The organism is Streptosporangium sp. CA-135522 (assembly GCF_050949235.1).
GTDB lineage: Bacteria > Actinomycetota > Actinomycetes > Streptosporangiales > Streptosporangiaceae > Streptosporangium.
In genome coordinates, this window is sequence record NZ_CP192026.1 from 4,989,470 (window position 1) to 5,004,564 (window position 15,095).

Annotated in this window: 12 protein-coding genes; 7 read left to right on the forward strand and 5 right to left on the reverse strand. The window is 70.5% G+C overall.

The annotated features are described in order from the left end of the window. Window positions 1-468: 468 nt before the first annotated feature. On the reverse strand, window positions 469-1,251 hold the full coding sequence (locus ACQPYK_RS23410) for a MerR family transcriptional regulator (protein ID WP_433258406.1): 783 nt from the start codon (window positions 1,249-1,251) through the stop codon (window positions 469-471). Window positions 1,252-1,417: 166 nt separating this feature from the next. After that, window positions 1,418-2,983, reverse strand: coding sequence for a serine hydrolase domain-containing protein (locus tag ACQPYK_RS23415; protein WP_433258408.1), 1,566 nt, complete (start codon window positions 2,981-2,983; stop codon window positions 1,418-1,420). A gap of 739 nt (window positions 2,984-3,722) precedes the next feature. Between ACQPYK_RS23415 and ACQPYK_RS23420 the strand changes: the two genes are divergently transcribed. From ACQPYK_RS23420 to ACQPYK_RS23435, 4 genes are all read left to right on the forward strand, one after another. Continuing rightward, window positions 3,723-5,366, forward strand: coding sequence for a hypothetical protein (locus ACQPYK_RS23420; protein ID WP_433258410.1), 1,644 nt, complete (start codon window positions 3,723-3,725; stop codon window positions 5,364-5,366). Between the two features lie 763 nt (window positions 5,367-6,129). Beyond that, window positions 6,130-8,733: an ATP-binding protein gene (locus ACQPYK_RS23425; RefSeq protein ID WP_433258412.1), complete on the forward strand. Its 2,604-nt coding sequence runs from the start codon at window positions 6,130-6,132 to the stop codon at window positions 8,731-8,733. A 113-nt stretch (window positions 8,734-8,846) separates the two neighbouring features. After that, entirely contained in the window at window positions 8,847-9,098 is a 252-nt protein-coding gene (locus ACQPYK_RS23430; protein ID WP_433258414.1) for a DUF4242 domain-containing protein, read from the forward strand. 59 nt (window positions 9,099-9,157) lie between these two features. Next, window positions 9,158-9,820 (forward strand): RICIN domain-containing protein, encoded by a 663-nt coding sequence (locus ACQPYK_RS23435; RefSeq protein ID WP_433258416.1) that lies wholly within the window; start codon window positions 9,158-9,160, stop codon window positions 9,818-9,820. A gap of 132 nt (window positions 9,821-9,952) precedes the next feature. Here the strand turns inward: ACQPYK_RS23435 and ACQPYK_RS23440 are convergent, their stop codons facing one another. Then, window positions 9,953-10,129: a hypothetical protein gene (locus ACQPYK_RS23440; protein ID WP_433258417.1), complete on the reverse strand. Its 177-nt coding sequence runs from the start codon at window positions 10,127-10,129 to the stop codon at window positions 9,953-9,955. A gap of 135 nt (window positions 10,130-10,264) precedes the next feature. Then, entirely contained in the window at window positions 10,265-10,840 is a 576-nt protein-coding gene (locus ACQPYK_RS23445; protein ID WP_433258891.1) for a DUF4158 domain-containing protein, read from the reverse strand. On the opposite strand from ACQPYK_RS23445, the gene ACQPYK_RS23450 reads away from it, so the two are divergent. Both ACQPYK_RS23450 and ACQPYK_RS23455 read left to right on the forward strand, forming a co-directional pair. Continuing rightward, the gene (locus ACQPYK_RS23450) at window positions 10,764-11,162 is read left to right on the forward strand and encodes a hypothetical protein (RefSeq protein ID WP_433259162.1); all 399 of its coding nucleotides are present in this window, start codon (window positions 10,764-10,766) and stop codon (window positions 11,160-11,162) included. The two genes, ACQPYK_RS23445 and ACQPYK_RS23450, sit on opposite strands and share 77 nt — an antisense overlap. Window positions 11,163-11,344: 182 nt before the next feature. Further along, window positions 11,345-11,836, forward strand: a complete 492-nt coding sequence (locus tag ACQPYK_RS23455; RefSeq protein WP_433258419.1) for a hypothetical protein — start codon at window positions 11,345-11,347, stop codon at window positions 11,834-11,836. A 450-nt stretch (window positions 11,837-12,286) separates the two neighbouring features. Here the strand turns inward: ACQPYK_RS23455 and ACQPYK_RS23460 are convergent, their stop codons facing one another. Further along, window positions 12,287-13,804: an alpha/beta hydrolase gene (locus ACQPYK_RS23460; RefSeq protein ID WP_433258422.1), complete on the reverse strand. Its 1,518-nt coding sequence runs from the start codon at window positions 13,802-13,804 to the stop codon at window positions 12,287-12,289. Window positions 13,805-13,939: 135 nt separating this feature from the next. Here ACQPYK_RS23460 and ACQPYK_RS23465 point away from each other — a divergent pair, with 135 nt between their 5' ends. Further along, window positions 13,940-15,079 carry a histidine kinase gene (locus tag ACQPYK_RS23465; protein WP_433258424.1) on the forward strand — a complete coding sequence of 380 codons (1,140 nt, stop codon included), beginning with the start codon at window positions 13,940-13,942 and terminating at the stop codon, window positions 15,077-15,079. The last annotated feature ends 16 nt before the right edge of the window (window positions 15,080-15,095 follow it).

Sequence of the window (15,095 nt, forward strand, 5' to 3'; positions counted from 1 at the left end):
CGAAGTAAGACCTTGGCTGCCGGTCCGCTAGTTCCTCATGCGACGAGCAGGGGAAACAATGGATGCACAGTGCGACTCCCGGCTCCTCTGTCGGAAAACGCCGCCATTGTTCGCGCCCCGCATCCCGCGTCCCGTTTCGCGCCCCGCCGACCGACCTTGACCAGCGGGCTGGTTCCTCGCTGCTCACGCTGTCCCGTGAGGAGTTGTCCCCGGCAATCGAAGGCTCGGGTGCAATTCGGCTCACCCAAAACAGCATTTACTGCATTGACGCGGGTCGGCAGGATCTAAATCGAGCTTTCCGGTTTCTCTCCGAGGCGGGGGTGGACCTGCAGCGGAACCGGTTCCTGGCCGATCCGCTGGAAGGGGTGCCGACCGAGGCCGTCGACTTCCTGGCCGGGCGGCTCGGCGTGGCCGATCCCTTGTCACCGCTGGGGGAGTGGCGGACCGGGCCGGTGCGGCACGGCGCGGTCAGTGGGTGCCTGGTCTGGGGATATGGATGCCGGCGGCGCGGAGCTTGGTCTCGACGAGCGTGACCCCCCGGGCTGCGGCCGATCCCTGCTCTTCGCCGTGGAGGGCGATCAGCTTGTATCGGGTCGCGGCTTCGGTGCGGGCTTGCAGACCGGTCACGATCTTCAGGTGTGCGGGATTGGCGAGGAAATGGTCGGCGATGGCGGTGGCGAGCTCGGCGATGCGCGGGTCGTCCGGTTCCCAGGCCGCGGCTTCGGCGCCGCGCTTGATCAACGCGACAAACCGGGTGTCGTCGAGGGCGTGCTCGACATGAGTGAGGTAGTCGTCGAAGCCCTCGGGGACCAGGGCCCTGGCCAGCACCCAGCCTTCCCCGGCGGCCGCCACCTCCTCTGCGGAGAAGCCGAGGCCGGACAGCCGCTCCAGCAGAGCCACAGCACGGTCGGGCAGCAGAGCCCGGTCACCATCGGTGAGCCGGCGCAACGTGTCACGCCGCGCGATCAACTCCTCGATCCGTTCGGTGAGCTGCCGCTCGACGTCGGCGAGCGCGGTGGCGAACAGCGCGGGGTCGGCGTCGAGCAGGGGCCCGATCTCGGCCAGCGGCACCCCGGCTGCGGCCAGCGTCCGGACCTGCACCAGCCGCAACAGCTCGGCCGATCCGTACCTCCGGTAGCCGGAGCTGTCGCGTTCCGGCTCCTTCACCAGGCCAAGCTTGTGGTAGTGCCGCACCGTCTTCACCGTGACGCCGACGAATGCCGCCGCCTGCCCGATCGTGACTCCGTTCATCTGCAAAATCCTGCCTTGTGCTCGAGCTCGGCGACTAAGCAGACCACAGCCGAGCAGGTGGACGGGCCACGCCGAGCTCGACGAGTTCGGCGTGGCCCCGGTTTGCGTTCTACCTGATGCACGACCGGAAAGGGTCGCTCCTCGAGGCGTACGGGGTCACAGGTGCTCAGTCCCTCGGCTGAGCCGGATCGGCCTGCCCACCACCGAACACCTCGTTGAGGAGCTTTTGCTGAGCGTTCTGGAATGCTGCTGCGATGGACAGGTCGGCGTCGTCCACGCAGTTCAGTGCGGCGGTCAGGGTCTTGCTGCCGTCGGGTGTGCTGTACATCAGCGCCGCGTGGCCCACGGCGGCGCCGTTGTGGGAGATGACCGTGCCGCCGCCGTCCGTGGTGACCACGAACACTCCCAGGCCGTAGTCCATGTTCGGGATGCCCGTCGGGTGCGGGGTGCACATCTCGGCCAGCAGCGGGGCCGGCAGAAGCCTGCCGCCCAGCAGCGCGGAGATGAACATGGCCAGGTCCTGGGTAGTCGAGATCATGTCACCGCCGCTGGAGATCCAGGAGGGGTTCTGGCGGGTGATGTCGATCGTCTTCTGGTCGCCGGCGTCCGCGTACCGGTAGTAGGCGTGGGCGTACGGCGCGGGGATCTCCGGCGAGGCGTCCGGCACCACGGTGTCCGACAGCCCGAGCGGCCCCAGGATCAGCCGCTGCAGCTCCTCGGCGACCGAGCGGCCGGTGACCTTCTCGATCAGCAGCCGGGCCAGCACGTAGTTGGTGTTGGAGTAGCTCCAGCCCGTGCCGGGCTCGAACCGCGCAGGCTTGGACAACGCCAGCTCCACCAGCTCCTGCGGCCGGTAGGTCTTGAGCCGGTTGTCCACCCACTCCTTGCCCGTGGTGCCGTAGGGGATGGGGATCCCCGGCACGACCGCCCCGTCGTCGTAGACCTCGCCGCTGAAGTTGAACACCCCGCTGGTGTGCTGCAGCAGCATCCGCACCGTGATCCGCCGGTCCAGCCCGAACTCGGGCAGATAGTCCGCCGCCGGGCTGTCCAGCCCGACCTTGCCCTCGGCCACCAGTTGCAGCACCAGGGTCGCGACGAAGGTCTTGGTGTTGCTGCCGATCCGGACGTGTCCGTTGATGGGCGGCTTGGCGGTCCCGCCCAGCTCGGCCGCCCCGGCGCTGCCGGCCCACTCGCCCCGCTCATCGCGCACGCGCAGCGACACTCCGACGAAACCGGCATCGACGATCTCCTCGATCGCCTTCTGCAGCGCCGGGCGATCCTGCCCGGCAGCCGCCTCCGATACGGCCCCGCTGTCCGCGGCAGTCACCCTGGCGGCGTCGAGGGCTTCGGTGATCTTGCGGGCCATCTCGGTCATGGCAGGGCCCGGCTGGCCCTGGTGCATCTGGGCGGTTTCGACAGCGATGAGAACGGTGCTGCGAAAATTGCCGGCCTCGGCCGGATCCTGCTTCTTCAGCAAGTTCATCGCCGCGGTCAGGGCCGGCAGCACGCGGTCGGCGATCTCGGCCACGGACTTGCCGCTCAGCTCCTTGCCCTTGGGGTACTCGGCGAGCACGTGCCCGATCAGACCGGTGGCCGAGCCCAGCGCGGTGCTGCCATTGGTGGCGATCTTGTGGGGCTTGGCGGCGGCGCCGGCGGCGGCCATCAGCGACACGGCGCCGTACGCGGCAGTGCGCAGGGTGCTCTTGTCCTGGTCGGAAAGGGTGATCGTCATGGTGGATTGATCCTTTGAATCTGCTATGTCCGGGTCGGCGTCGTGCCGCTGCGCCGAGCTTTCACCCTGACCCAAGGTCAACCTCAACCGTGATCTAGCTCACAGCTCTAATCAGTCTTAACGGGTCCGCCGCCACTCCAGGCTCGGGCACCGCAGCCCCCAGACCTACGAAACGGCCCTTGACGCAACATCAACTACGCTGGCACCAGCCGCGCATAAGCCGTTTCCAGTCCGCGGCAGGTAACACACCCCGCCCGCCGTGTAGGGCATCCCGAACCGCCGCTCGATCACTGCCGCGACCCGGCTCGGCGTCCAGCACTGATCATGCCAGCCATGAGCGGCCGGGCCGGTCTCCAGCTCGGCCCGCAGCATTGCCGGCTGCGCATCATCCAGCTTGCAGGCCGCTTCGCCGGGCCCTTTGGAGGTCAGCGCGTCCGGTTGGAGGCGCCTCCACCGTGATCGCTGAGCCGTGTACACCACGTCCGCGGACGCAACCCAGCATGCCGCGGAAGGCCTGGCATTCGATCCCACAGGGTCGTTCTCCGCGCCCGTGGGGGTGGGCCGGGTCGGCGGTGTACGTCACGGTTGGCTGGGCTTGACCCGGAAGCCGAGCTCTGACGTACGACTTCGGCCTATCGCGACCGGATTCCCGCCACCAGAAGGTGATCTTCACCTCTTTGATCTCCCGTATATGGGGAGGTTAGGGTCTCTCCATGGTCGAGACCTGGGGTGAGACGCCATGACGGACCGCGCGAGGCTCGCTCTCGGACGGCCCCTCGGGCACGACGGCCAGGGAATGGTCCACGAGGAGCTCAACGGCAAGATCAACGGGCAGTGGGACGTCGCCTACAAGGAATTCGATCCCGAGGTCCTGAGTCACCTCGACCTCGCCGTCCTCACCGCGATGACCCAGCTGATCGGCCGCCTTTCCCCGTCTGACGCGGCATGGCTGGTCGAGAAGACGACCTGGCCGGCCGAGCTCGTTGAGACGAATGGTGCCGTCACCGGTTTCCTGATGCGGACCGTGCCGCAGCGGTTCTTCTTCGACGTGCGGACCCCGTCCGGCACCGTACGACAGCTGGCCACGATGGACCTCCTGTTCGACCAGGAGAGCGTCACCGACCGGGACCGCCTGCTGATACTGGCCGATCTCGCCGACACGCTCGCCCGTCTGCACGCGATGGGTATCGTCGTTGGCGAACTATCCCCCAAGAACGTGCTGTTCACGACGGGACCCCAGCCGGAGTGTTTCCTCATCGGCTGTGACGCGATGCGGCTGGGCGGAGCGCAAGCACTGCCGCCGGTGGAGACACCACCCGGCTGGCAGGTCCCCGCTGGGGAGCAGCAGGGCACACCGCAAAGCGACGCCTACAAGTTCGCGCTGCTGGCCATCCGCGTCTTCGCCCGCGACCCGTCCTCCACCGACGTCTCGCGGCTGGCCGCCATCAGCCCCGGCCTGACGGACTTCGCGATGGCCGCGCTTCGTCAACCTTCGTTCAACAGGCCCCTGCCCCCGCAGTGGGCCGTGCGGTTGCGCGAGACTGCACAGTCGGGCCCGACGCTTCCTCCTGTCCATCACGCACAGCCTTCGCGAGATTCGGGGCGGTCGAAGAAGATCGGCATCAGTGCCGCGGCGGGAGCAGTCGCGCTGGTGCTGCTCGTTGTGGGCGTGAAAGCCGTGGTCAAGAACACGGTACGCGGGTCATTGGCCGGCCCTTCGAAGGCCACTACTGAGCCCGCGGAAACCTCCTCCCCGGACCCAACGCCTACGGATACCCCTACTCAGACACCGACCGAGGAGCCGGCCGAGGAGCCGTTCGACATCGACGACCTCAACAGAGAGGACTCCGACCCGACCCCGATCACCACGGAGGGACTGCTCCCCTCGTCCTTCACGAGCGACAAGGGGGTGCACTTCACCTTCAGAGGAGGCGCGGTGGAGAAGTGCCCGAGTCCATGGCCAGACGCCCACGTCAAATCCGCCCTCCGCAAGGCGGGCTGCAACAAAATGGCCGTGGGCACCTATGTCAACATGGGCGCTCCGGCAGGTCGGCGGATCCTGGTGTCGGTCTGGGTCGTTCCGCTGAAGAACGTGGACAGGGCCGAGAGCGCGTACTCCAGGCTCAAGAACTACTCTGTGGAGGACTGGGGCATCCGGTGTCCCCTCGAGGGTCCGGGATCATCCGGCATCTGCTTCCACCCGGAAAACTGGCTCAATGCCCAGCTATACGGGTGGACGGGGTACAGAGCCCGCTACGTGATCCATACCATTGCCGTCTACACGAATCGGGCCAGTTCCCCCAGCGTGAAACCTTGGGTCAAGGATGCCTCCAAGGCCGCGTCCAACGCGGTCGGGCCTGGGATCTACGACGGCGCAGATTGACATTTGTCGCCATCGTCGGCGTGCCAGGCGGCACTGTGGCCCTGTTTCGCTGAAAGATCATTCTCAGCGCCAACGGCTGTTTGCAGATTCCTGAACCCCGGACGACGACGCGATCGAGGGCCTGTTCCATGCGTCGTTCGCCCTTCCGACCTTCCCCTCGTCTGTGGCCCCCGGACGGAACGAGGGCCCTGGGGCGCGTCAGCGGTCTGAAGAACCGGATCAGCTCCTCCCGGCCGATGTCCGGATACGACCGCAGCCGCTCCATCTGCTCCTCGGAGAAGAACTGCGTCGCCAACCCGCCCAACCTTCACGGATGTGGTCGACATCCTGCTGCAGGTGCTCGGCGGCATGTCCGCCCTGTTCGGCGAGGACTGATCCGGCCCGACCTTCCTGCGGGAGTATCGATTCTCATGGGTGATCCGCACCGGGTCTGCGGCACTTATCGGTGGCCGTCCGGTGGGCGGCATGCCCCGGCGGCTCCTGGACGTCGGCGAGGAAGCTCCTGAGCGTCGAGCGCGGTGGTTCCAAAAATCGCACCGGCGGTGGGGCCTCGCGCGGATTCTTTCCGGTGCTGCTACATGCCCGTCCCGGGCGAGCTGACAACGCCGCGGGCGGCGTCTGTTCGTCCACCGGGACCCTGATTCGAGTGACGCAGGCTGGTCGCGGCGGCTGCCGTCTGAACCCGAGCCGGGCGACCAGCCCCGGCCTGACGGGGGCCGGGAGATCCCTTACCAGCCGCGCTGCGCTGACGGATACTACGGGAATGCGCTTGCTGGAGCGGGAGTCGTCGTTGGCGTCGCTGGCCGGGTACGCGGCCGAGGCCGAGCGTGGTGAGGGGCGGCTGGTCCTGGTCGCGGGCGAGGCGGGGGTCGGCAAGTCGGCGCTGGTCGAGCGGTTCCAGCAGGACCTGCCGGCGGCGCGGTGGTCGTGGGGAGCCTGTGACGGGCTGTTCACTCCGCGCCCGCTGGGGCCGCTGTTCGACCTGGCCGAGCAGCTGGGCGGCCCGTTGCTGGAGCTGTGCCGCGCGGGCGCCGGGCGTGAGGAGCTGTTCCGGGGGCTGCTGCGCGAGGTCGGTGACCAGGGAACGCTGGACGTGGTCGTGGTGGAGGACGTCCACTGGGCCGATGAGGCCACCCTCGACCTGTTGCGCTTCCTCGGCCGGCGGCTGCGCGGCAGCGCGCTGCTGCTCCTCGCCACCTACCGCGACGACGGCCTGGCGGCCGCCGATCCGCTGCGCGTCACCCTGGGCGATCTGGCCTCGCAGCGCTCGACCAGGCGCATCGGCCTGGCGCCCCTGTCCCCCCAGGCGGTACGCGAGCTGGCCGGCGGAAGCGACGCCGACGCCTGCGCGCTGCACCGGCTGACCGGCGGCAACCCGTTCTACGTGACCGAGGTCGTCCAGGCCGGCATGCACGAGGTTCCCGGGTCGGCGCGGGACGCGGTCCTGGCGCGCGCCGCGCGCCTGAGCGGCCCGGCTCGCCAGGTGCTCGACATCGCGGCGCTGACCGGGACCAGGGTGGAGTGGAGGCTGCTGGAGGCGGTGACCCCGTGCCCGGCCCCGGCCGTGGACGAGTTGCTGGCGTGCGGGCTGGTGACCGGCGACGGCGATTGGCTGCGCTTCCGTCACGAGATCGCCCGGCTGGCGGTGGAGGGGGCGGCGCCCGCGCGCCGGGGCCGCATGATCCACGGCCTGGTCCTGGCGGCGCTGGCCGCGCTGGGTTGTGACGACGACGCCCGGATGGCCTTCCACGCCGATGCGGCGGGGGACGCCGCCGCGGTCCTGCGCCATGCGCCCGCCGCCGCCCGCCGTGCCGCGTGGCTGGCCTCCCACCGCGAGGCGGCGGCGCAGTACCGGCGAGCCCTGCGCTTCGCGGCCGAGGCGGACGCCGCGACCGTGGCCGAGCTGTGCGAAGAACTGGCCGACGAGGCGGCGCTGCTGGACCAGTGGCAGGACGCGGCCGAGGCGTGCGAGCGCGCGCTGGCGCAGTGGCGCCAGGCAGGCGAGCGGTTGCGGGAGGGCGCCGCGCTGCGACGGCTGTCACGCATCAAGTGGAACCTGTGCCACGGCGAGGTGTCCGCCGCCGAGGCCGCGGTGTCTGTCCTGGAACCGCTCGGGCCCGGCATCGAGCTGGCCTGGGCGTACGCCACGCTGGCCAACCACCGGATGTTGCGCTACGAGCACGACCTGGCCGAGCCCCTGGCGCTGCGTGCGCAGGAGCTGGCCGAGCCACTCGGCGCCACCGACGTGCTCAGCGACGCCCTCAACACTCGGGCCGCGTGCGCCTGGATCCGGGGCGGCGCCTGGGAGGGGCAGATGCGGCGCGCGCTGGAGGTCGCCTTGGCCGGGCGGCACCAGGACCAGGCGGGCCGGGCGTTCACGAACCTGGTCGCCATGCACAGCGGCCGGCGGTGCTTCGCCGAGGCGGAGCTGTGCGCGGCCGAGGGCATCGCCTACTGCGACGAGCACGACCTGCCCACGTACGGCACCTGCGTGCGCGGCGAGTATGCCACCATCATGGAGCGCACCGGACGCTGGGAGGAGTCGCTGGCGATCAGCGCCGCCATCCTGGCCACGGTGGGCCGGTCCCCGTCCAACCGGATGTGCACGGTGCGCAGGATCGGCTCGGTCCTGGCCCGCCGCGGCGAACCGGGTGTCTGGGAGCACCTCGACGAGGCGGCCGACCTGGCCGACCGCACCGGCGAGCCGCAGCAGATCGTCCCTGTACGGCTGACGCGGGCCGAGGCGTACTGGCTGGAGGGCAAGACGGGCCAGGCGCGGCACGAGGCGGAGCTGGCCCATGACGTCGCCGCTGCGTCCGACGCCTGGGACCGCGGCGCGGTCGCGGTCTGGCTGTCGCGCACCGGCTCCCCGCACGCGCCGCAAGGAGCATTTCCCGAGCCGTACCGGCTGGAGCTCGACGGCGACCCGGCCAGGGCGGCGCGGGCCTGGACGGAGCTGGGCTGCCGCTATGACGCCGCGCTGGCCCTGTGCGGCGCGAGCGGGGAGCCGGAGCTGCGCGAGGCTCTGCGAATCTTCACCGACCTCGGCGCCTTCCCCGCGGCGCGCATCGTCAGGCAGGGGTTGCGCAGGCTCGGCGTCCGGTCGCTGCCGGCCGGGCCGCGCGCGGCCACGCGGGAGCATCCCTCCGGGCTGACCCGGCGCGAGCGGGAGGTGCTCGCCCTGGTCTGTGCGCAGCACACCAACGCCGAGATCGCCGCCGAGCTCTTCATCTCGGTCAAGACAGCCGGCCACCACGTCTCGGCGATCCTCGCCAAGCTGGGCGCGCCCAGCCGCGCCGCCGCCGCCAAGGAGGCCGTCCGCCTCGGCCTGACCGAGGCGCACATCCAGGCCACCACGGAAGCCTGAGCACGCGGGAATCTAGGCAACGCGCGGCGCAACATAGGGAACCGCTCCCGATCCTGCCTCCCGGCCCCCGTCCTTACGGTTGGCGGGACTCACCACGAAACGGGAGGGCCGACATGCCGCTCTACATGGACGTCCACACCATCGCCCAGGGCGTCGCGATGGCCGACGTCGCCCAGGCGCACAAGGCGGACCTGCAGCAACAGGGCCGGCACGACGTCAGCTATCTGCGCTACTGGGTCGACGAGAGCCAGGGCAAGATCTTCTGCCTGGTCGAGGCGCCGTCGGCGGAGGCGGCCGCGGCGGTGCACCGCGAGGCCCACGGACTGGTCGCCGACCACATCTTCCAGGTGCAGGAAGGCAGCTGACCAGCCCAGCACCATCACGACACCAACCGAAATCCTCAACAGGAAGCGAGAAAACGCACATGAACCAGATCTTCTCCGGACGCGCACGACGTTCGTCCGCGCCGCGGGCCGGGCGGCGGGCGGCGGCGCCGCTGCTGTTGGCCGCGGCGATCTCCATGGCCGCTTGCCTCGTGCCGACCGCCGCGAACGCCTCCGACCAGCCGGAGCCGCTGTCGGTGCCGGGGCCGGTGCAGCCGACGGGAGGGCCGGTGGCGCCTCCGCCGGGACCGGGGCCGCTGGCCCTCGGTGGCTTCTTCGAGGTCCAGGAGGCCGAGCTGGGCAGGTGCCTGGACGTCAAGGACGCCTCCACCGCCGAGAACGCCCTGCTCCAGCGCATCACCTGCAAGGGCAACGACGCCCAGCTGTGGCTGCCGACCCTGCTGTCGGTCGACGGCTCCGGCACCTTCGTCTACCAGTTGTCCAACCGGGGCAGCGGCAAATGCGTCGAGGTCAGGAACGAGGTCGCCGCGTTCGGCGCGCAGGTGGTGCAGCACACCTGCGACCCCAGCCGCCTGGCCGGTGAGCGCTGGCTGCACAAGGGGGAGATCACGTCCACGGGCGTGGGCTTCGGCCAGCTGAAGTCGGCCCTGGACCCCAGCCTGTGCCTGGACACCTTCGGGACGCTGGCCAAGGTCTTCACCTGCGCCTCGCCCAACGACGCCCAGCTGTGGCGCTTCCAGTGACCTTGATGTCCGGACGCCGGGCCCGCACCGGATGAGGTGAGGCCTCGCCGGAGTGGCGCCGGCACCGCGAGGGCCTCCCGCCCGGGGAGGCCCTCGTCGTCACCGCCGGGACCGGTGCCGGCCTGACGGGCGTCAGTCCTTGGGGGCCGCGCTCTGCACCACCTCGAACGACCAGATCTCCGACCCGGTCGCGGCAGGTCCGCCGTGGCCGTGCCCCTGGGCGGCGGCCGAGGCCTGGGCATGGCCGCGCTGGAACGCCTGCCCCTGCTGCCACTTCTGGAAGGGGTGCCACCGGAATACGGCGGACACGGGCCGCCAGAGGCCCTAACCACCGGGGAGACTTCTCGGACATGGGTTGCTGGACGGTGTTTCCGCAGGTGACCTGGCCGCCCGAGAACGTGCACGTCTCTGGACGAAGGGCCGCCAAGTCCGCAAAGCAGCAGGTCAGCAGGGTGCGCGGCCCGTGTCCGCCGTGGCGTTGTCCTGCCCGCCGCCGGGGTCGATGGTGAAGACGGCCGCCACGCCGCTGCGGGCCTGTTGCTGTCCAAGGACGGCAGGCGCACCGCCGCCGAGCCGGCCCACAGACTGAAGGCCAGCCCGGCCTCCGTCTCCGTGGCCGTGAACTTCCTGGTCCAGCAGGAACTGCTCCAGTTCCTTCATCGCCTGGCTGCCGGTCGGGGCGGTCTTCCACTCCAGATACTTGGCGACCTGGCCCAGTTGGTCGGATCGGGTCTGCTCGCGCTCGCCGTACAGCCGCAGCGCGGCCGAGGCCACCGCGAGCCGCTCGGCCAGGCGGGCCACCGCCGCGGGCGGAGCCGCGGCCACATCGTCGGGCACGAACCCGAGCCAGGGCAGCGTACAGAGCTGGACCGGCATGCCCGGCTGGTCCACCGGACCCCGCCCGCGCCCCGGATCGACAAACGCCACATCGGCCGCCGTCGGCGTGAAATATCGGATCGACTCATCACCGGCGATCTCCGGAAACGAGCGCAGCTGCTCCAGCTGCTCCTCGGAGGACATCACCGAGGTCCTGTTCACCGAGGTCAGCCGGACCACCGAGACCACCGAGCCCAGCGACGACCCCCGCGGGATGCTGAACGCCGCGATGCGTACCTACTGCCGGCTGCCGGCCGCCAACCCCGGCCCGGCCCAGGCGCTGGTGGTCGAGTCGGTCGCCTGCCCGGCGATCCGCAAGGTACGGGCCGAGTGCATCACGGCGTGGGCCCAGCTGATGGAGGCGCTGGTGGCCGAGCGCCGCCCCGACCGGCCGGTACCGCCGCGATCGGGGCGGTTGTGCATCTGCCGGCCACCGCCATCGAGGAGGGCCGGGAGTGGGTTTTGACCTTATGTGAGCTGGACCCGTCTCTCGCTCGAACCACCCGTTGAGCAGGCCGAAGTCCCTGCCGTCCGCGGTCCATTGGTCGAAAGTATCGGCTCTATCGACCTTTGGCCGTGGTCCGCGTATGCCGGCGTGCGGTGAGGTGCTGTTACGGTCGAGCCCGGCGCCGTAGGAGGAAGGACCGCATGACCCCGAAGAACAGACCCGACGACGACAAGCCGGACATCGGCGGCGTGATCGACGACCTTCTCTCGTTCTGGGTGTTCGGTTCGATCGGCTCCACCTCCCAGCACAACCTCCGCTACCACCCGGTCAAGCTCGTCATCTGGACGCTCGTGGCGATCGCCGTGGCGGCCGTGGTCTCCGCGGTCAAGCTCGCCCTGTTCGGCGAGCCCAGGTCGGGGTGGGCCACCACGTTGTTCCCGCTGCTGGTGCCGCTGACCGGCGCCATGGCGCACAGGCCGCCCCGCTACGTCTCCGCCCTGGCGGGGGGCCTGGTGGCCGGCGTGGTCACGGCGCTACTGATCGGCATCGACATGGGGACCACGCTCAGCTCGTTCTGGGCCGGGTTCGCGGGAGTGTGCTCCGGGTTCCTGGCGTGCTCGGTGCTGTTCGCCGCGGTCACCTGGCCGCGTCCAGAGCCTCCCGAGCAGTCGCGCCCGGAGCCTTCCGGGTAGTCGCGTCTTGAGCCATTCGCGACAGCACGTCTTGAGTCTTCGCGGCGATGGTCACCCTGGGCATCGAATCGTGTGTGTTGGCCCGGCACTCGGATCGCCGTCACCAGGAGCAGAGTAGAGCGTTTCCGCAGGTGACCGGCGGAGACGGTTGCCCGCTCCGCTCCTAGGTTTCGGTCCGGACAGTCAGGAATGAGTCGGGCACCTGACATCGTGATAACGATGACGACCGTATTTCCGCAGGTCGCGACGCCTGGTAATGCGGTTTTGAGGTCCAGCGGTATCGGCGAAATTTCCAACGGATATGCAGGTCAGGGGCTCTTCCAAGGTTCGTTCCAAAGGACCCTTCGCTGAGGCTCTGACCAGCATTTCCGTTGCTTTTGCGGCGATTACTACCGGGACCCCTTAATGCGTGAGGCCGCGATGGGAGTATCGCGGCCTCGGGGTGGCGGGTCAGGGACGGCAGATCGGGTCGGCGGCGGGGAGGGTGCCGGTGGCCAGGTAGGCGTTGACCTTGGCGTCCACGCAGGCGTTGCCGTATTCGCCGTAGATCCCATGGGCGGTGGTGCCGCGCAGGGTGAGCAGGCGGGAGCCGGTCAGTGCCCGGTGCATGGCCTTGCTGCCCTCGTAGGTGGTGGCGGTGTCGCCGGTGGCGGACACGATCAGCGCGGGGGTGGGGTTGGCGACGTGCGTGAGGCGCTCGCGCGGGTGGTTCGGCCAGAAGGCGCAGGGCCAGATGTTGTTCTTGAGGGGGCCGAAGAGGGGATGGCGCGCACGGCTGCGCTGGACGTCGTTCCAGTAGGCGTCGGGGTCGCGCGGCGCGGCGCGGTCGCCGCAGATGATCGCGGCGGCCGGGCTGGCGAGCGGGGAGCCGGCGCTGGTCAGGATGAACGTGAGGAATCCGTCGAGTTCGGAGCCGGGGTCGGCCGGGCGGCCGTGCGCGGCCTCGTTCAGGGTCCGAACGGTGGAGGTGAACTCCGCGCGGGCTGCGGGGCGGTCGTCGCCGGAGCCAACGGAGAGGATGTACGGGACCGCCTGGTCGTCCACCTCGTACGGTCCGACGCGCAGCGGGCGGTCCTGCGCGGCGGCGACGATTGCGTTCACGGTGGCGAGCACGCGGGTCGGGGTGGCGCCGAGGCCATAGGTGCCGTGACGTTCGGCGGCCCAGGCCGCCCAGCCGCGCAGCGCGCGTTCCGCCTCATCTTCGGTGCCCTGCGTCGCCCTGGGGCCCCACTTGTTCGGGTCGCCCGCGCTGTCCAGGACCACGCGGTCGGTGCGGCCGGGGAACATCTGGGTGTAGACCGCGCCCAGGTAGCTGCCGTAGGAGTAGCCGAGGAAGGAGATCCGGCGCTCCCCGAGGACGCGGCGTACGAGGTCGATGTCGCGGGCCGTGTCGCGCGTGTTGGCGTACGGGAGCACGTCGGCGTGGCGCCGGGCGCAGCGCTCGGCCAGGTCGTGCTGCACCGCCACCTGGTGATCGAACCGGGCGCGGGTCGGACCAGCCGAGCGGAGCCACAGGCCGATGGGCCAGCCGCAGTCGAGCGGCGTGCTGCGCCCGACGAAGCGCGGGTCCAGGCCGACGAGGTCGTAACGGGCGGCGACGTCCTTCATGGCCGCGCGCGTCTGCAGAGGCATGCCCAGCGTGCTCTCGCCGGGGCCGCCGCTGTTGAGGACCATGGTGCCGATGCGATGGGCGCGGTCGGTGGCGGGGAGGCGGGACAGCGCGAGTTTGATCGTGCGGCCGCCGGTCCTGGAGTGGTCGAGCGGGACGCTGAGCTCCGCGCACCGTGCGCCTGCCCGGTCGAGCTCCCTGCCGAGGGCGTCGTCGGAGCCCTGGGCGCAGGGCTTCCAGTCGAGCGGTGGGGGCGGGCCGCCGTCGGCTCTGGCCGGGAGCGCGACGGCGGCGGACAGGGCGATCAGGGCGAGGGCCGGGACCAGGCGTCTGCGGGTCCGCGCACATGTCGGTTTCATGGTCGGGAACGCTATTTCGGCCGGACGTCCGGCACGATACAGCTGGCCGCACGCGCGTTGGTACAGCCCGCTGTAGTGCCCGGCGGGGACCGATGGCGGATAATGATCTCCGTACGGCGTCGTGAGGAGGTGGGCATGCGTGACCGTGCGTTCTCCGGCTCGGTCTACCTGCTGGGCACGTTGGCCACCACCGTGATCACGGCGCTCGCGTTGCCGGTGCTGCTCGCGCCGCCGGCGGCGCGGGGCTGGGCGGACCGGCACCGTCAGCGGGCCGGCAGGCTGCTCGGTGTTCCGGCCGACGGGCGACCGGACGGGCTGCGGAATCTCGCCTGGGCGCTCGCGCACGTCGCCGTCGGGTTCCCGCTCGGGCTGGCCGCCCTGATGTGCCTGGGCAACATCCTGGTCGCCGCGGTGGCGTTGCCATTGTGGTGGGCGTTTCCCGCCGACGCGCGCCCCACCCTGTTCTCGTTCCTCGATGTCCATGTGGGCGATTGGGAGACCGCACTGGTCGGGGGCTCTGTTCAGATCGCCGTCCTCGGTGCGGCGGCCTGGTGGGTGCTCCCGACACTGGCGCGACTCCACGCGCGGGTGTGCCTGGCGGTGCTCGCGCCGTCGGCCCGCGAGCGGCTCACCGAGCGGCTCACCGAGCGGGTCGACGTGCTGACCAGGAGCCGGGTCGGCGTGGTCGACGCCCATGGCGCGGAGCTCCAGCGGATCGAACGCGATCTGCACGACGGGACGCAGGCGCGCCTGGTGGCCATCGCCATGCAGCTGGGCATGGCCCGGGAGTCGCTCGCCGACGATCCGGACACGGTGGCGACGCTGCTCGCGCAGGCGCACGAGACGGCGGAGGAGGCGATGGTCGAGCTCCGCGCGGTGCTCCAGACGATCTACCCGCCGATCCTCGCCGACCGCGGGCTCGACGGGGCGCTGACGGCGCTGGCCGCCCGGTCGAGCGTGCCGGTCCACATCGAGCTCGCCGATCTGGGCGCGCTCCCGGCGACCGTGGAGGCGGTGGCCTACTACGTGATCGCCGAGGCGCTGACGAACGTGACCAAGCACGCCGCCGCCACGCGGGTGGCCCTCCGGATCGAGCGCGCCGACGACGTGCTGTCCATCGAGGTCATCGACGACGGAAGGGGCGGCGCCGACGAGGCGCGCGGCACCGGGATCGCCGGAATATGCCGGCGGGTCGCCGCCCTGGACGGCGCGGTCCGCCTCGACAGCCCGCCGGGCGGCCCCACCGCGCTCGCCGTCCAGATGCCGTGTGCGTAGTGATCGTTCAGCAGGT